The organism is Niabella drilacis (genome assembly GCF_900101395.1).
Lineage (GTDB): Bacteria > Bacteroidota > Bacteroidia > Chitinophagales > Chitinophagaceae > Niabella > Niabella drilacis.
Genome location: NZ_FMZO01000035.1, coordinates 1 through 18446, shown reverse-complemented (window position 1 = coordinate 18446; position 18446 = coordinate 1). Strand labels below are relative to the sequence as shown.

12 protein-coding genes are annotated in these 18446 nt (G+C 49.6%); 7 read left to right on the top strand and 5 right to left on the bottom strand.

The genetic code is table 11. The features are described from left to right. A partial coding sequence (locus BLS44_RS26880; protein ID WP_218127823.1) for a hypothetical protein occupies positions 1 to 200 on the top strand: 200 nt, incomplete at its 5' end. A gap of 324 nt (positions 201 to 524) precedes the next feature. Further along, complete coding sequence (locus tag BLS44_RS25855; protein WP_090393664.1) at positions 525 to 2288, top strand: aromatic amino acid hydroxylase; 1764 nt, start codon at positions 525 to 527, stop codon at positions 2286 to 2288. 8 nt (positions 2289 to 2296) lie between these two features. Here BLS44_RS25855 and BLS44_RS25850 read toward each other — a convergent pair whose 3' ends face one another. The 3 genes from BLS44_RS25850 to argS all read right to left on the bottom strand — a co-directional run bounded on the left by BLS44_RS25850 (position 2297) and on the right by argS (position 8171). Further along, a complete protein-coding gene (locus BLS44_RS25850; RefSeq protein WP_090393663.1) occupies positions 2297 to 5059 on the bottom strand; it encodes a hypothetical protein in 2763 nt (920 codons plus the stop codon). Positions 5060 to 5250: 191 nt separating this feature from the next. Next, positions 5251 to 6066, bottom strand: coding sequence for a hypothetical protein (locus tag BLS44_RS25845; RefSeq protein WP_143019946.1), 816 nt, complete (start codon positions 6064 to 6066; stop codon positions 5251 to 5253). A gap of 329 nt (positions 6067 to 6395) precedes the next feature. Beyond that, positions 6396 to 8171, bottom strand: coding sequence for an arginine--tRNA ligase (gene argS, locus BLS44_RS25840; protein ID WP_090393661.1), 1776 nt, complete (start codon positions 8169 to 8171; stop codon positions 6396 to 6398). Between the two features lie 74 nt (positions 8172 to 8245). On the opposite strand from argS, the gene BLS44_RS25835 reads away from it, so the two are divergent. Next, positions 8246 to 8803, top strand: a complete 558-nt coding sequence (locus BLS44_RS25835) for a GtrA family protein (RefSeq protein WP_090393660.1) — start codon at positions 8246 to 8248, stop codon at positions 8801 to 8803. A gap of 377 nt (positions 8804 to 9180) precedes the next feature. Here the strand turns inward: BLS44_RS25835 and BLS44_RS25830 are convergent, their stop codons facing one another. Next, positions 9181 to 10602, bottom strand: coding sequence for a DUF4403 family protein (locus BLS44_RS25830; protein ID WP_090393659.1), 1422 nt, complete (start codon positions 10600 to 10602; stop codon positions 9181 to 9183). Between the two features lie 192 nt (positions 10603 to 10794). Here BLS44_RS25830 and dnaK point away from each other — a divergent pair, with 192 nt between their 5' ends. Then, positions 10795 to 12714, top strand: a complete 1920-nt coding sequence (gene dnaK, locus BLS44_RS25825) for a molecular chaperone DnaK (RefSeq protein ID WP_090393658.1) — start codon at positions 10795 to 10797, stop codon at positions 12712 to 12714. A gap of 256 nt (positions 12715 to 12970) precedes the next feature. On the opposite strand, the gene BLS44_RS25820 is transcribed toward dnaK, so the two are convergent. Then, positions 12971 to 13186, bottom strand: coding sequence for a hypothetical protein (locus BLS44_RS25820; protein ID WP_090393657.1), 216 nt, complete (start codon positions 13184 to 13186; stop codon positions 12971 to 12973). Between the two features lie 387 nt (positions 13187 to 13573). On the opposite strand from BLS44_RS25820, the gene BLS44_RS25810 reads away from it, so the two are divergent. The 3 genes from BLS44_RS25810 to BLS44_RS25790 all read left to right on the top strand — a co-directional run. Then, positions 13574 to 15022 carry a Gfo/Idh/MocA family protein gene (locus tag BLS44_RS25810; protein WP_090393655.1) on the top strand — a complete coding sequence of 483 codons (1449 nt, stop codon included), beginning with the start codon at positions 13574 to 13576 and terminating at the stop codon, positions 15020 to 15022. Between the two features lie 525 nt (positions 15023 to 15547). Then, complete coding sequence (locus tag BLS44_RS25800) at positions 15548 to 17452, top strand: glycoside hydrolase family 2 protein (protein WP_090393653.1); 1905 nt, start codon at positions 15548 to 15550, stop codon at positions 17450 to 17452. A 563-nt stretch (positions 17453 to 18015) separates the two neighbouring features. Further along, positions 18016 to 18446: hypothetical protein (locus BLS44_RS25790; RefSeq protein ID WP_143019945.1), on the top strand; the 431-nt coding region annotated here is incomplete at its 3' end.

The following is an 18446-nucleotide window of genomic DNA, read 5'->3' as shown; positions in this document are numbered from 1 at the left end:
CCCAATATATTCCCGCCGCGCTGCGGCTACGGGTAAGTCCCTGGGAGTTCTGGTTACCATTATTTGCGGCGCGCTGCGCCTGCTATCAAAAGATCAGGTCTTTTTCAGCTTCCAAAGGCTTATTCATTCTACATTTTATAGCCATAGACCTGTTTTTTATCTTGACGCGCATGCGAACATTCGGGGCGGCAGACTACTGACTATTGACACTTGTGAGCCCGGTTTCATATTTGATGCCCGATTCTCCTATTTCCGCATTTTCACATTTCCATATCTCCACATTTTCAAATTATTCCAGGTTTAAAGTCAGCGCATGGTGCATGCTATGCGCGGCTCCCGTGCTAAAACTGAATGTTCCCTGTTCACTATTGGCTGTCTTACATCTATTGTCTGATGTCTGTCGTCTTTTCATATTGGAGCCGGTGTTATATTTTATATTGAGTATATATTTCCAATGGAAGATTTTGGAAAACTGATAACTCGAAACACTTACGATCGTTTGTTTTTGTTCGTATTTTTGCCGGATGAATAATTACAATAACCCGATCATTGATGCGCTTCCTCATCATTTAAAACAATACATTGTTGCCCAACATTATGAGCATTATACACCGGTGGATCATGCCGTGTGGCGTTATGTGATGCGGCAGAATTATAAGTATCTTAAAGACGTTGCCTACTATCCCTATATTCCCGGGCTTAAGCAAGCGGGGCTTACCATCGAACATATACCGGATCTGCAAACCATGAATGATCACCTGAAGCAGATTGGCTGGGCTGCAGTAACCGTAAATGGTTTTATTCCTTCCCAGGCTTTTATGGAATTCCAGGCCTGCCGTGTATTGATCGTTGCGGCAGATATCCGGCAGATCCAGCATATTGAATATACGCCGGCGCCGGATATTATCCATGAATCGGCCGGGCATGCGCCCATCATCGGTGAGCCGGAATATGCTGCCTACCTGCAATTTACCGGTGAGGTGGGTACAAGGGCCATGATCTCCCGGAAGGACCAGGAGCTTTTTGAAGCCATCCGGGCACTGGCCGTTCTGAAGGAGTTGGCCGGCACACCGGAGAAGGATATCCGGGAGGCGGAAGCGGCATTGTCGTTTATCCAGAACAACATGGGAGCCCCCTCGGAGATGGCCCTGCTGGCACGCCTGCACTGGTGGACGGTGGAATATGGTCTCATCGGGAGCCTGGATGACTATAAGATCTACGGCGCCGGGCTGTTATCTTCCATTGGCGAAAGCGTATCCTGTATGCAGCCTGCTGTAAAGAAAATAATGTATACACCGGATGCGGTCAACTATCCGTATGATATCACCAAACCGCAGCCCCAGCTATTTGTAACGCCGGATTTTCAGAACCTGGTGCGGGTACTGGATGCATTTGCGGATACGCTTGCTTACCGGCGGGGCGGATCCTATGGTTTGCAAAAGGCAATCGGTTGCGGACTCGTATGTACCGCGGCATACAGTTCCGGTCTGCAGGTCTCCGGTGTTTTTGTGGAACCCGGTATTGGGGAAGGCACTTATATCAAAACAACCGGGCCCACGGCACTGGCGTTTGGAGGCCGGCAGCTCGCTGGCCATGGGAAACTGCAGCACCCGAAGGGTATCGGATCCCCTGTTGGAAAACTGCGGGACTCGGATCTGCCACTGGAGGATTTTACCATTGACGATCTGAAAAATGCGGGCATTGAAGCCGGCAAACCCGCCGCATTATTATTTCGCAACGGCCTGCAGGTACAGGGTAATGTGGAGGAGATCGTAACGCGGGATGATAAGATCATCCTGATCCGTTTTTCGGCATGTACGGTGATCGACAGTATTACGGCCCGTCAGTTGTTTCAGCCGGAGTGGGGTATATATGATATGGCGGTGGGGGAGCGGATCATTTCCGTATTTCCGGGTGCCGCAGATAAGGATGCCTATGACGAGGTAACGGCAGTGCCAGGAGAAATGCCCCGTTCTGCCTATGATGCGCAAACAAAGGCTTTGCATCAACTCTACCGGCAGGTGCGCGATGTGCGCGAAGGACGATCGGCCCCTGTGCTGCTGAAAGCCGTGTGGAACCAGCTGCGCGAGCTGTATACGGATGACTGGCTTTGCGCTTTGGAGATCCTGGAGGTATTGAAGGACCGGGATCCGGACAACGCCCTGCGGCAGCAGATCGAAGCCGATCTGCTCCGGCTGAAAAGGGAGCGGCCTGCATTGGCCAAACTGATCAGTGATGGATTACAGGCCCTGGAACAGATCGCCATCATGCCGGGAACAGTGCAGTAAGCGGTGCGCTACTCTTCCTGTACGGGTACCTTTTCTGCCTGCATGCCGGCGTTCCCCTGAAGGTCCATCCCCTCTGCCCAGATCGTATAGGTACCCGGATGATCGCCTGTATAAAAGTGCAGGACGGCTTCTCCTTTTTCGTCGGTGACCACGTTGCCGTTCCAGTAAACGGTAGACCGGAAGTCTGCCGCAGCATTCACTCCTTCTGCTTTGCCATACCGGGGTGCGTAGAAGGTCCTTCCATAGTGGAATGGCTGGGGAAACAGATAGTTCTTGCCGATATTGGCCTTTTGATAACCACCCTGGCCACGGTAGGTAGTGATCTCAATAAAGACAAACTGCATAGCAAGCGTCATTTCGCCGTAAGTTAAAAAGCGTTTCTTGTATGCCGCCGACCATTTGGGCGAATACATCACCTCAATGCCTGCTATATCCGCCATATCAAAACTGTTTAAATCACGTACCCAGGCCGATTCTCCACTTGTTGCTTTCAGCATCGCCCGGTCCCGGAGGTTTTTTGCTTCCGGGGTTCCGGATAGCGGAAACATGTTTTCTGTGGAAGAGAGTGATGCTCTTTCAAAGTCTATGCCGTCCATATATATTTTTAGCCGGACAGGACTTTTTTTCCCCGTGGGGTCGGTCATATATACGATGCTCCCGTCAAAGCTGAATCCTTTGATCTTTTCCCGCAGTAAGTCCAGCAGGGTCTTTTTTTTGCCGTATTGAGTCCTGATTTCCGCCTCGGTTATCACCTGGTCTGCTCCACCGGGGCCATTCAGGTTTTCAGAATTCCGGATGGCTTTTTTTGCAGTGACCACCACGTTTTCGAGGAGGGTGCTGTCTGCCGCTAATTGCGAAAGGGCTTCCTGTTCTGCAAGCGCTATATTACTGATGATGACCGGCTCCTTTGCGCCGTCGTCATCGGTAAAGGCCAGGGATCCGGTACCGGCGGTGTCTGCTTTATAATAGAACTGAACCCCTTTGCCCAGTTTTTTCAGATCACCGCCCATCACGATGGCGGCAAAGGCCGAAGATTCAAAGGGGGGAATATTGTTGAATTCAAAGTCTCCTTTGTCATCGGTCTGGGCCAGGAGCATGAGGGGACTTCCATCTTTCTGGGTGCCTACCAGTCCTACTTTTACGGCTTTTGCGCCGCTGTTGATTCCTTTGATAATCCTTCCTTTTATGACAAATTCGGGCTCGGCCTCATATTGAAAGGCAGTGCTGTCCCACTGGTACCTTACAAAGCCCTGGGTCAGCATCAGCGCATCTGCCGCGCGGGCAATACTGTCACCGGTATTGCTGAAATAATAGCCGGGTGTTTCGACGGGCCCTTTCAGATCGGATTGCAGCAAAAGGTAAGTCAGGATGCTGGGATCCTGTTCCCTGTTCCGGGCTACCTGCCCATCGTCGGTAACAGCAATGGAAAAGCTGCCGGCAACCGGGAGGTTTTCTGCATTACGGACGGTAAGTTTTAATGATACGCTATCTCTTTTGTGGTAGGCTCTTTTATCTGTACTGAAATTTAATGAGAGGGGGTCCTGATGATTGATAAAGAATGCACGTTCATTTAATACCTGCCCGTTTTCGGCCAGCAGGTTTACGGAGGCCACACCGCTCAGGAAGCCGGATCTTTCAATGGCAATGCCCGGGGTAGTGGCTGTAAGATCGATTTTTGTTTTATATACTTCGTATCCCCGCTGCTGAACGGTCAGGAAATAGCTTTTATTGAGCGCGGTTCCGCTCCCTTTTATAAGGATCTCGACATTGCCGGACGAGTGGTTGTTGTTTACATGGACAAGGGTGCCATTCATTTCTACGGCGGGCAGGGGAATCCGTTGCCCGTTTGCCAGCAGCGCGGTATATATACCCTGCGGTTGCGGCACCAGTTTAAAAACGCCCATGCCTTTATACAGGGGTGTAAAATGGGTGATGACCTGGCCTGACTGATCAACGACCGAACCACTTAAAGAGCTATGCTTTCCGTTCTCATTGACGGCTTTGAACGCAACCGTGTTTTCTATGCCAGCAACCAGGTGACCGCTTTCGGGCATGAACTGGAGATCCGGACCTTTTTTCAGTGTAACCGGGAACCGGGCCAAAAGCTGCGATGGTGTATCGCCGATACCCGCGTAAATAATATCAGTAAGATTGGATATGGGAAAACGAACCGTTACCCTTGCTCCGGCACCGGTATTGAAACCTTCCTTCCGGATCAGGCGTCCCGTTTTATCCGTAATGAATATCTGGGATGTAAGGTCCTTTAGCAGTTGATGGTGGTTGTCTTTTAATGTAAAGGTCAGGTTGACTGTTGACTGGTTTTGGCCTTCTTCTATCCTGACTTCCTTGTTTGCAATGAACCATTGTTGTTGTCTCCTGCTCAGGGAGATCTCTTTTTCATAAAGCAGGCTGTCACCAAAGTTCCGCATCCACCGGGTATAAGCTCGGATGATATATTTACCGGGATTGAACAGGGTATCTGTGGCAAATTCGCCCAATCCGGTACCGGCAAGGGTATGAAGGGCGTAACGGCGGATGATCCTTCTGCTTTCGTCGATCAGTTCAACATACGCAACACCGCTTTTGGACGAAGGGGTGTGATACAGGGCCTCTGTTAAGTAGAGTTTGTACCAGATGGTATCGCCCGCCAGGTAGTCATTTTTGTCGGTATGCAGGTATAGCTTTTCCCTTACAGGTACGGGTTGTTGTGCTTTTCCCGGCTTGTTGCAGGCCAGGGCCAGGATAAGGCAAATGACAGGTCTGGTAAGCATGGTTGTTTGGCTTATTAAGTGTTGTTCTGTATAAGAATACCGTAAATCTAATCAATTTATCGGTCAGCAGCAAGAACCTCAAGGGCAAAGCATCTGATTTAGCACTTTGCCGGAAACACGGGGGCAGTTACAGTGCCTGGGTCCGCTCTTTTGACCCGATTTAGATATGGCTGCCCGCAGGAACTCCGGGGTCAGGAGTTCCATGTGATCTTATACCACCAGTCTATTTTGCCGCCTGCATCTTCCTGGTTGTGGTTCATCCCCTCGGCTCCGGCGCCCCGGTTGTGCATACCGCCACCACGCATACCCCCGCCACCTGCATGGCCTCCACGTCTGCCGCCGGCGCTCATACGGGTGGATGGTTCATCATGTCCGGGATAGGTATTGCCCTGCCGTTTCATTTCAGGTACCCGGATGCCGATAATTGTGCGGTTCTTACTGATCATGAGCTGGCTTTTAGGGATAGATACTATGTACCTGAAAAAGCCATCCGGTTCGTTGGCTGCTTTAAAGTGAATAGTACCGGGGGCGTTATCTGCCGGATCCAGCAGTGCCGTTTTTCCATTATTGGTGAACCGCGCCTGTTTATAAAAGAAAGTATAATCCCGGTCACCGGCCGGTTGCTCCGGCATTTCCCGTTGCTGATCCATACGGGTGGAGGCTTTGGGTTTTTGTGGTCCGGCAGCAGGGCCGCCGCCTGTATGAAAGGGATACTCTACAAACCGGGTCTCGCTTTTTGATCCCGCAGGGGGAAAATATATTTTTACGCCCTCCCGCAGCATCCGCATCCGGGCAGTGGGGTTGTCGGTCTCCAGGATCACATAGAGGTACTGGTCGTCGTTCCGGAAGTCGTAGCGGATCCGGGTATGATCGTCATAAAACCTGGAAGGATAATCGCGGGTGGTGGCGGCATCCATATGAAGTGATTCTGCAGGAAGTACTTTACTGCCGGAGCAGGAGCACAAAAGGAGCGCCGGCATTGCAGCCAGGAACAGTTGTTTGCGCATACGGGAAATATTTTCCGGTAGGACTCCATTTTTAAAGAAATACTGCTGTCGTTCTGCGTTAAATGTTTTTAACAATTAGTGTCATAGAGTCACGAAAACTCCAAGTAAAAAAAGGCCAGAAAGACCGGTTGCATTTTAATGCTTTTATGACGAACGTCTGACCCGCTTTGCCTGCAAACAGGAACGATTTACAGAACATGGAAAAACAGGGCAGCGCTTTGCAAGAGATAGAACGGGCACCTTGCTTTCCTGTGTCGCCGCTTAAAATAAAAACACGGAGATGCGCTTAAGTTAAGCCTCTCTCCGTGTCTTATAATCTTTGTAGCGGACTACATCCGTTCCGGTACCCGGATGCCGAGTAATGCCGTTGAAGCGGCAATAGTTGCTGCTGTAAGAGAGCAGATCTTTAGCCGCAGGCTTTTCTTTTCCGGGGTTGCGGCATTGCGGACAGAGTGGGCTGTATAAAAACTGTTGAACAGTTTTGCCACGCTGAAGGCATAGATCGCCAGCAGGGAGGGGTTGTGTTCACCGGCCGCCTGTTGCACCTGGGTATGGAACTGTTCCAGCAAAATGATCAGTTCCCTTTCCAGCGGCTCCAGCTGATCCGGATCTGCTACACCTTCTGCCAATGGCTCGTTGCGTAAAATGGATTTGATACGCGCATGCGTGTATTGGATGAACGGACCGGTAAAGCCCTGGAAATCGATACTCTCTTCGGGGTTAAATACCATCCGTTTTTTGGGATCTACCCGCAGCAGGAAAAATTTCAGTGCACCCAGTGCAATGGTATCGTACAGCTCTTTCAGCTCGGTTCCGGAGAAATCTTTTACCTTGCCGAGCTCTTCGGTTTTGGCAGCTGCAACTTTCACCAGCTCATCCAGCAGGTCGTCTGCATCCACTACCGTGCCCTCGCGGGTTTTCATACGCCCGCTGGGTAATTCCACCATGCCGTAGCTCATATGGTAAATACCCCCGGCATAGGGCTTATGAAGCTTTTGCAGGATGAGCTGTAATACCTTCATATGGTAGTTCTGCTCATCGGCAATTACATAAATGCTTTGGTCGTAAGGAAAGTCTTTATATTTCTCATCGGCCAGTCCCAGGTCCTGGGTAATATAAACGGCTGTGCCGTCTTTCCGCAGTACCAGCTTCTCATCCAGTCCTTCTGCGGTAAGATCGATCCACACGCTGCCGTCTTCTTTTTTGAAGAAAACCCCGTTTTTCAATCCTTCTTCCACGAATTGCTTCCCTAATATATAGGTGTCGCTTTCATAATAGATCTTATCAAAGTCGGTACCAATGCGTTGGTAGGTCTGGTCAAACCCGGCATACACCCAGCTGTTCATTTTTTTCCAGAGCGCGATCACGTCCGCATCCCCGTTCTCCCAGTCTACCAGCATTTGCTGTGCGGCCTTCATGACCGGTGCATTTTTTTCAGCCTCTTCTTTGCTCATGCCCTGTTCCATAAGCACCGCCATCTGTTCTTTATGCTTTACGCCAAACAATACATAGTAGTCGCCCACCAGGTGATCGCCCTTAATGCCGGTGGATTCCGGTGTGGCACCATTGCCATAGAGCTGCCAGGCCACCATCGACTTTGAAATATGAATGCCCCGGTCGTTGGAGATGCAGCATTTGCGGATCTCGCTGCCGGTTGCTTTCAGGATCTCGGCAATAGACCAGCCCAGGAAATTATTGCGCAGATGCCCCAGGTGCAGGGGTTTGTTGGTATTGGGAGAGGAGTATTCCACCATTACCCTGGAGGCCTGTTGCTCCTCCCTGGCCAGCGAGGGATCTTTATAATGCGTATTCAGAAAGCTGATCCAGAAATTTTCTGCAATGCTCAGGTTCAGAAAACCCTTGATCACATTGAACGAGCGGATCAGGCCCGGGTGATGATCCACCAGGTATTGGCCGATCTCCGCGCCCAGGTCTTCCGGTTTTTTCTTCAGTTCTTTGATAAAGGAAAATAATACAACGGTATAGTCTCCCTCAAATTCGGGCTTGGTACTGTTTATAGCGATCGACGAAGGGGGCAGCTCTCTTTGATACAATTCTTTTAATGCGTCCGCAACAATCGGTCTCAACGTATCTACAATGCTCATTCTTAACAATTTTGATGCAAAAATAAGGAACACGGCCGCAGAAATCATGCTAATAAGGAATATCTTCGCCGCCGATGAGGCAACATCTGCACAGTGCAAGGGACCGGATCCTCCCGTTGATCGATTTTTTTTATCCGGTGTTCAGGCGGTTCATGCCGCTGCAAACTTTCCGGTATGCGGTTTCCGGGGCGGGCAATACGTTCCTGGGGCTGCTGGCCTACTATATTACTTATAAATTCATTTTGCGGGGGCAGGACTTTCATTTCGGCTTTTATGCGCTGAAGTCGCACGTTGCGGCACTGGCCATGTCCTTTGTAGTGAGTTTCCTGGTCGGATTCTTCCTGATGAAATACGTGGTGTTTGATGACAGTAAGATCAAAGGGCGCGTGCAGTTGTTCCGGTACCTGCTGGTCTGTGTATTTAATCTTACCGTTAACCTGGTGCTGCTGAAGTTCCTGGTAGAAGTCTGCGGGATCTACCCGGTATTTGCCCAGATCGGCACCACGGTGGTGGTAGTGCTCCTGAGCTACCTGGCACAGCGGCATTTCAGCTTTAAACGGGTGCCGGAACCTACTTACCTGGAAGATGACCGGTCTGATTCCGGGTCTTCACCGGATAACGGAAACAGGTAATGGTTCATCGTCAGTGGCTCATGGAATACCGGGTATGAGACCGGATTTGATTAGTATCAATAGTCGATGGTCAATGGTCAATAGTCGATGGTCGATGGTCAATAGTCAATGGTCAATAGTCGATGGTCAATAGTCGATGGTCAATAGTCGATGGTCAATAGTGAAGGAGCATCAGGTACAAAACGTGAACCTCAAACCATTGGTGTTGGGGTTTGAGGCAATCGGATAATTTTGAAGCGGACACCAGTGACCTCAGATTTCAGATAAAAGAGTGATCCTTGTGATGTGAAACAGGGCTCTAACGTTAAACTTTGAACATTGAACCAAAGAAACCCCACCGAGGCAAGCCCACGGCTCTAACGTCAGATCTGAAACCATCAAAGATCCAGCCCCGCTACATTCAGCAAAAACGCACCACTGCAATAGGCGCGCACCGCCAGCCAGTCCGCCTGGGGAAAGATACCGGCTACGGTAATGTCCTTTACATTTCCTGAACCGCTGATACCTTTCATAAACTGCCGGTTGAGCTGCTGGTTGATATTGGTTGCGGCGGTTGCCAGGAGCGTGCCCAGGTCATATCTGGCCATTTTTTCAATTTCGCCGGTGATCTTTTTCGAAAACAGCCAGTCCGCCGTTTTTAACAGGGCATCGCGCGACCGGATATCGAAATCCACATCGGCAACCTGCAAGGTTTTAGAATCGGCATAATAGAGCGGTTTACCGGTTACGTAAAAGTACCCGTCGTTGCTGCCGGTAAATTTGACCTGCATGATGAGGCGGTTATCGCGGCTGCCCAATAATCTGCACTCCAGGAAGATGAATCTTTTTTTAATGAACGCTTTGCTGAAGGTGAACTCCTTTCCGGCGATCTGGCTGGTGAGGATGCGGCTAAGCGAATCATAGTTCATCACCAGGTCTGTATAAACCTGGAAGCCCCGGTTCCTGCTGAAGTTGCTGATATGCGGAACGGGTGCGGTAACGGTGCCCGGTTTTTCAAACCGTACCACCGGTTTGGCTGCCAGCCCCACGCTGATCTGCAGCTGGTTACCGGTTGTATGAATACTGTTGATGCGTACTTTTTGCGGGTTGATCTGCAGCCACCCCATATTATTAATGTTGTAGGGCGTATTCAGCTGGTTCCACAAGGTTTGAAAATAGGGCTTCAGATCCGTACGGCCATAGTTCTTTTCGAGGTCGGCCCTGGAAATATCCAGCTCCTTTTTCAGCGCATCCATGATTACACCGGTGATATCCTGCCCCCAGAAGCAGACGGTACATTTGTCAACCGGTTCCGGCTCCTTGCGGGTTACCTGCATTTTAATGGTATAATTGGTAAGGAGCGAAATAGCCACGGAAAACCCCACTTTTACCTTGCGCTCGCCTTCATCAAAACCACACTGGCAGGCGGGGGTCCAGGGGGTAAGAGCCTTGCCGTTGACGCAGGCCCTGGTAGAACCGATGATCTTGTAATAGCCGGTGAAAGAAATATCCAGCGTTGTGTTGTTCAGGCTGAATTGCAGCGGTCCCCGCCGGAAGCTGTATTTATAACGGGTATCGCAGCCCTCCTGTACCCATTCGTTTGGAAACTTTGGCGATGTGAACAGCGTATCCACTTTTTTATTGGCCAGGGCAAAAAATGGGGCCAGGTCAACCAGGACGGGGATGTTCAGTTCCGATTCCGGTATGGCAACAGAAGGATATTCGGGTGCAGAAAGGACCGGGGCCGGGGTATTGATGGTTTGCCCCCGGGCAATAACCGTAAATACCAGGATCCATAAAAGAGAAAAAACAGGCTTCATAGTTCAAAATGAAGCGCTAAAATAGAAAACTTTTCCTGCTGAACGTGTAAAATGACAGGAGTATGTCATCCGGCAGCATTTTAGCCAGATTTCTGACATTTTTGCATATTTGATTACTGCGGCATAATCATTGAAAGCTAATAACTGCCACAAAATGTGGTAATTTTTAATAAAAGGAGAAATTTAAATATTATGGGTAAAATTATTGGTATTGACTTAGGGACCACCAACAGCTGCGTTGCGGTAATGGAAGGTAACGAGCCTGTGGTGATTGCCAACGATGAAGGGCGCCGTACAACCCCATCTGTTGTTGCATTTTTGAAAAACGGCGAACGTAAAGTAGGGGATCCTGCAAAAAGGCAGGCGATCACCAACCCGCAAAACACGATCATGTCTGTAAAGCGTTTTATGGGCCGCCGTTTTGACGAGGTTTCTGAAGAGATCAGCCACTGGAGCTACAAAGTTGCACAGGGTGACAATAATACCGTTCGTATCGATATTGACGGGCGTTTGTATACCCCGCAGGAGATTTCTGCCATGGTATTACAAAAGATGAAAAAAACAGCCGAGGATTACCTGGGCCAGGAAGTGAACGAAGCGGTGATCACCGTTCCGGCTTACTTTAACGATGCACAACGCCAGGCAACCAAAGAAGCCGGTGAAATTGCCGGCTTAACCGTACGCCGGATTGTAAATGAACCTACAGCTGCCGCATTGGCTTACGGGCTTGATAAAGGCGGCAAAGATCATAAGATTGCCGTGTTTGACCTGGGTGGCGGTACCTTCGATATCTCTGTACTGGAACTGGGCGATGGTGTATTTGAAGTAAAATCTACCAACGGGGATACACACCTGGGTGGGGATGATTTTGATAAAGTGATTATGGACTGGCTGGCTGAGGAGTTTAAATCAGAAGAAGCCATTGACCTGCGCAAAGACCCGATGGCTCTGCAGCGTTTGAAGGAAGCTGCTGAAAAGGCAAAGATCGAACTGTCCTCTTCCAGCGAAACCGAAATCAACCTGCCGTATATCACAGCCGTTGACGGAGTGCCGAAGCACCTGGTAAAAAAACTGACCCGCGCTAAATTTGAGCAACTGGCAGACAACCTGTTTTCCCGTTGTTTAAAACCCTGCGAAGCGGCGCTGAAAGATGCAGGTATGAATCCTTCAGAGATCGATGAAGTGATCCTGGTAGGTGGTAGCACCCGTATTCCCAAAGTGCAGGAAATTGTAGAAAAATTCTTTGGTAAAAAACCCAACCGCGGTGTAAACCCGGATGAGGTGGTAGCCGTTGGGGCCGCTATCCAGGGCGCTGTATTAACCGGGGAGGTAAAGGATGTATTGCTGCTGGACGTTACCCCGCTTTCTCTGGGTATCGAAACCATGGGCGGTGTAATGACTACCCTGATCCCTTCCAATACGACCATTCCTACAAAGAAATCGGAAGTGTTCTCTACCGCCAGCGATAACCAGCCCGGTGTACAGATCCATGTATTGCAGGGTGAGCGCTCCATGGCCAAAGACAACAAGAGCCTGGGTATCTTTAACCTGGATGGCATTCCGCCGGCACCGAGAGGTGTACCGCAGATCGAAGTGATCTTCGATATTGATGCCAACGGTATCATGCATGTAACGGCCAAGGATAAAGGAACCGGTAAAGAGCAAAAGATCCATATCGAAGCAGGAAGCGGTTTAAGTAAGGAAGAGGTAGAGAAAATGAAAGCAGAGGCCAAAGCCAACGAAGCTACCGATAAGGCAGAGCGCGAAAAGATCGACAAACTGAATGCTGCAGACAGCCTGGTATTCCAGACCGAAAAACAGCTGAAAGAATATGGGGACAAGGTTCCTGCAGATAAAAAATCGGTGATTGAAGGAGCGGTTGCCAAATTGAAAGAGGCACATAAACAGCAGGATATTGCCGCTATTGATAAGGCTAGTGAAGAACTGAACGCTGCCTGGACCGCCGCCAGTGAAGATATCTATAAATCGGGGCAGGGTGCCGATGCAGGAGCCCAGGCCCATGCAGGCCAGCCTGGCGACAATGGTCAGCAGGGTGGAAATACCGGGGGCGCTGATGATGTAACAGATGTTCCCTTTGAAGAAGTGAAGTAAATAATCGCCAATAGCAAAAAGTGATCCCGGTAAGCAATTGCCGGGATTTTTTTTTATTCTTAGTTTTCAGCTTTTAGCTAAGCGGACATTCGGGCGGGAGTGGAGATATGGGAATGAACCCGGATCCTGTTCCGAATGTTCGGAACGGAATCGGAACGGGGAACAAAAGCGTGATCTGTCCGGCATGAACTTAAAACGGGCCTGTTCTGGACAAAACCGGCCCTCGCTAACCGTGAAAACATTATGTTGAACAGGATCAATCCTGCAGGTTTCGGTGCTGAGTGCGTATATCCGGTATACTATGTTCTGTCAGCCATTTCCGGAAGGCTTCCGCGTTGCCCGGGCTGAAATGCACGATAGCGCCCGTTTTGAGCATAATGGTAAAAATGCCGGATGCTTCAATATATTTATTCAATGTAGCAGGGGCGTGTTCAAATTCGGGATAAGTAGGGACTGTGTAAGTTTTCGTCATCGGGATTAATATTTAGAAAGCTATCGATGGATCAAAGATACAAATAAATGGGATTTGTTTTTAATATGTGCTGATTTATCCGTGTCACCTATTTTAGTGACAGGTTCCGGCTTTTTATACAGATGATTCTTTTTGTTCATTCGATCCTGCAGAAACACGCAATGGGAGATCGCAGCAGGTGGCCCGGACCCCGGAACGGCAGGCGTTGCAGGCAGGAAGGACAGTCGCCGCTTCAAAAAACGGCAGCCCGGTCCGGTGCGGGCTTACAGGTAAACAGCTGCTGCATTATTAAGATGTTGCACAATCGTTTGCACAACAGGGGCGGTATATTGGTGATGCATTAATGGGTATTTTTATGGTTCTACTAAATAACAAAATACTTCCATTATGAGTAACCGAAGAAGTTTTCTTAAAAACATTGCTGTAGGAGCTGGTGCGCTTGCCATTGACCTGCCGGCATTTGCCATCAACGATGAAGCCATGCAACGCTCTTATGAACTGGAAAAAAGTGCTGCCCGTTTTAATATGTGCGGCTATCGGGCTCCCAAGATCGATAAAGTGCGTATCGGATTCATAGGGCAGGGAATGCGCGGTCCGGGTGCGGTGCAGCGTATGTCGCATATCGACGGCGTTGAGATCGTGGCTATTTGCGACCTGATCCCCGAACGCGCCACCCGGTCCAACGCCATTGTGCAGAAATCCGGCCGCCCTGCTGCGAAGGAATATTCCGGCGAAAATGGCTGGAAGGATATGATCCTCAAAGAAAAGCCGGACCTGGTGTATATTACCACGCCCTGGAACCTTCACACGCCCATGGCCCTTTTTGCTATGGAAAATGGCTGCCACGCGGCTTCCGAAGTGCCCATTGCACTCACCCTGGATGATTGCTGGAAACTGGTGGAAACCTCCGAACGTACCCGCAAACATTGTATGATGCTCGAAAACTGCTGCTACGATTTCTTCGAGTTGCTGACCCTTAATATGGCCCGCCAGGGTATGTTCGGCGAGCTGGTGCATGCCGAAGGCGCGTATATTCACGACCTGCGGGATCTCAACTTTAAAAAAGATACCGGTTACCAGAACATGTGGCGCCTCCGTCAGAATTATGAACACAACGGTTGCCTGTACCCCACACACGGTCTTGGCCCCGTGGCGCAGTGTATGAACATTAACCGCGGCGACAAAATGGACTGGCTGGTATCCGTATCCAGCAACGACTTCCAGATGGGACAGATGGCAAAAGATCTTGCTGCTAAGGATTCTTACTTTCAGCAGTTCGTAGGCAAACCATACCGCGGAAATATGAACACCACTACCATTAAAACCAATAAAGGCAGAACCATCATGATCCAGCATGACGTAACTTCGCCGCGCCCGTATTCCCGTATCCACCTCCTGAGCGGCACCAAAGGTGTAGCACAGAAATGGCCCGATCCGGAGCGCATTGCCTTTGGTCATGAGTGGATCAAAGAAGATGAACTGAAAAAACTCTACGATCAATATACCCCCGAGATCGTTCGGAAAATCGGCGACCTTGCCAAACAGATCGGTGGCCACGGCGGTATGGACTTTATGATGGACTGGAGGCTGATCGACTGTCTGCGTAACGGCCTTCCGCTGGACCAGGACGTATACGACGGCGTGGCCTGGAGCTGCATCTTCCCGTTAAGCGGCAGGTCCATTGCCAAACGCTCTTCCAGTGTGGATATTCCCGACTTTACCCGGGGGGGCTGGAAAACCAATGTCCCGGTAGAACTGACGCTGAAAGGCGGTGGCACCACCGGCGTGGTGAACCTTGAGAAAAAAGAAGCATCCAAACAACTGAACGTACATTAGATCTGTATACCGGTTTTTAACGGCGCTCCCCACAAGGGGGGCGCTTTAAGAGCCTGTTTAAAATTCATTCAATGGCTTTATTATGGCTGTTTTGGGCTGCAACTGCGTTAAATTTTTCGCCATAGTGGCCTACTATGCCTGCAAAATTTTCCTTGTTTCGCTCCAAAATAGCTTCATAATAAATTCCATCAATAAAATTTAAACAGGCTCTTAATTTAAGTACTTTATTTTTTTGTTTTACTTTTCCAATTTAGCGATGTGGGCCAACAGACTCCGGGCGTTTATAAGCGCTTCCCGGAGATGATACATTTGCAAATGAGAATACCATATAGCCGGCATCATTTACAGCGACCCAGCCGCTGCGCCGGCCGTTTGCTGGGTTTAGCAGCCGTTTGTTGAAACAATTAGGCGAAAGCGCTTCGTTTTTCTGCGGGGGATTTGTATTTTTGAACGGATCCGGTTGCCCGATACGATTGCAGGCAAACCCAGGAAGATTGATATTTTTAAACAACAATCAACAATCAAGTGAAAAAAACAGTATGGTCTCTTTTTTTTGTTGCGGCTGTAAGCGCAGCAAATGTGAACGCTCAGTGGAAGCCTGTAGAAGGAAAGATTAAAACCCGGTGGGCCGAAAAAGTGAATGCCGCCAACCCTCTTCCGGAATACCCGCGTCCGCAGCTTACCCGGAGTAATAACTGGAAGAACTTAAACGGCCTGTGGCAATACACGGTATTACCCAAAAGCGATGCTGATGCGGTACCGGCACAATACAATGGCAATATCCTGGTACCCTATGCTATTGAATCCGCATTGAGCGGTGTTGGCAGAACGGTGGGGAAAGATAGTATCTTGTGGTACAACCGTACTGTTGAAATACCTGCGTCCATGCGTAAAGGAAGGGTACTGCTGCATTTCGGAGCCGTAGATTGGGCAGCGCAGATCTATGTGAACGGGATCAAAGTGGGAGCACATGAAGGGGGATATGATCCTTTTTCAATAGACATTACAGAGGCGTTGAAAAAGGGTGCATCGCAATCCATTGCTGTGCGTGTATGGGATCCGACAGATGAAGGGCCGCAGCCCGCAGGCAAACAGGTAAAAAACCCTCATGGCATCTGGTATACGCCGGTAACCGGCATCTGGCAAACAGTGTGGCTCGAAAATGTGCCCGGAACCTATATCCGGTCCACAAAGCAAACGCCGGATGTGGATCAGCAGCAACTGCAGGTTTCTGTAAATGTAGTAGACCTTCAGCCGGGGGATGAGATCAGTATATCGGCCTGGGATGGTAAAAAACAGGTTGCGAGCCAGACTGCTGCGGATGGTAATAATATCATGCTCCGGATCCCTGATCCTAAATTATGGTCTACTCAAACGCCCTTTTTGTACGATCTGAAAGTAGCGGTAAAAAGAAAAGGAAAGATCATTGATGAAGCCGGTTCCTATTTTGGAATGCGCAAAATTTCCATGGCAAAGGATGCCAGCGGCATTCAGCGGATGATGCTTAACAACCAGTTCCTTTTCCAGTACGGACCGCTGGACCAGGGCTGGTGGCCCGATGGACTGTATACCGCCCCCACGGACGAAGCACTTAAATTTGATATTGAGCAAACAAAGGCCCTTGGATTCAACATGATCCGGAAACACATAAAGATAGAGCCTGCACGCTGGTATTATTACTGCGATAAACTGGGCATCGTGGTTTGGCAGGATATGCCCAGTGGCGACAGGGGGGGCAACATTTGGTCGCAGCAGCTCCGGGTAAAAATGCCGGAAGGAAAAAAAGTGGATGATGCGCACCAGCTCAAATCGCAGGTACCGGGACTGGTGTTTGACAGGAACCGGTCCGCAGCATCAGAAGCAATTTACCGTAAAGAATGGAAAGCGATTATGGATGAACTGCACAACTATCCGTCAATCGTTGTATGGGTGCCTTTTAATGAAGCCTGGGGGCAGTTTAAAACAAAAGAGATCGTTGAATGGACGATGCAATATGATCCGTCGAGACTGGTGAATGGTATGAGCGGGGGAAATTTCTTTATCGGTGTTAGCCCGGTGGTAGACCTCCATTACTATCCGGGCCCCTCCATGCCCGATCCGGAAGTATACGGACAAAATCAGATACTGGTGTTGGGCGAATTCGGGGGATTGGGATTACCGGTCAAAGAACATCTCTGGCTCGATAAGGGAAACTGGGGATACCGGTCCTTTGATGACAATGAGAAACTATTTGCACAGTACAGCGAAATGATCCGGTCGATCCCCGATCTGATAAAATGGGGCTTGTCGGCCGCTGTATATACACAGACCACGGATGTGGAAATTGAGACCAATGGCTTGTTTACCTATGATCGTAAAGTGTTAAAGTTTCCCATGGAAAAAATGTTTCAGCTGCACCAGCTGCTGTATAACAAAGCGCTGGTGCCTTAATACCAGGGTGTAAAGGACAGATCCCATGGATCTGGATGGGAATGGGGGCTGTATCAAAAGCTGCTTTAGACATAAGGCTGTTCTGCCCGGAACGGCAAACGGAATAAAGGCTTTTGATACGGCCCTTCTTTTATTCGGGAAATTAACAAAGCGTGAAGTTACATGCGCCGTTCCCCGGGGTTCTCAAAAGCCTTTTGAAAAACACGCTTACCGGGCGTGTGAGTTTTACACAGTACCGGTTTACCTGGCGGCATTTGATATCTGGAAGCGAACTGCTAAGCGGCCTTTCGATGGCTGTTGCTGTCTTTTTTCAAGGGTTTCAGGCCCCTCCATGTGCGGGCAGTACACATTATAAAATACTTTAATTAAATAAAGGCAATTCCGGGTTGGGAGTGGCAAATTTGAACAGGTTGATAAACAGCTTATTAGTTTTTGTGTGCCGGGAAAGTGGATCATTAAGAACCGCTTGTTGCGTTAATCAATTGTTAAGGTGCTTTTTATTGACGCAAAGGGGGGCTGGCGGTTGTACCTTAAATGGATAATACACCCCAAAACCAGTTGTTATGTTAACCCTTCTCAGTCACCTTACCGAAATCCCGCAATGCGATGCTGTATTGAAGCAGGCGTACCGGCAGCAAAAGACCCTGCAGTGGAAAAAGCTGGGCCTTGAGCTGCAGATAGAACGCCGGCTGGATGCAATAGCCGCAATGGGGGAGAAGATCCGGTCAAAAGAACTGGAGCTGGACCATGCCCGTAACGTGGCAGCCCCCTTGCCCCAAACAGGTCCCGACCCCGTAAAGGGGCTGGAGTTAGAGATCGCAATGCTGAATGCCCGGGAAAAGAAGCTTCATCCGCAGTGGGTGGTAGAAAAAGAGTGGCGGCTTCGGTGTGTGGAAGCCGGTCTGGAGGAAATATCGCTGTTGATACTGGAGCTTGAAACCCATAAGGCCCAGTTGCAGAAACAGGCAGTACTTCCGGGTGAAGTACCTGCTGG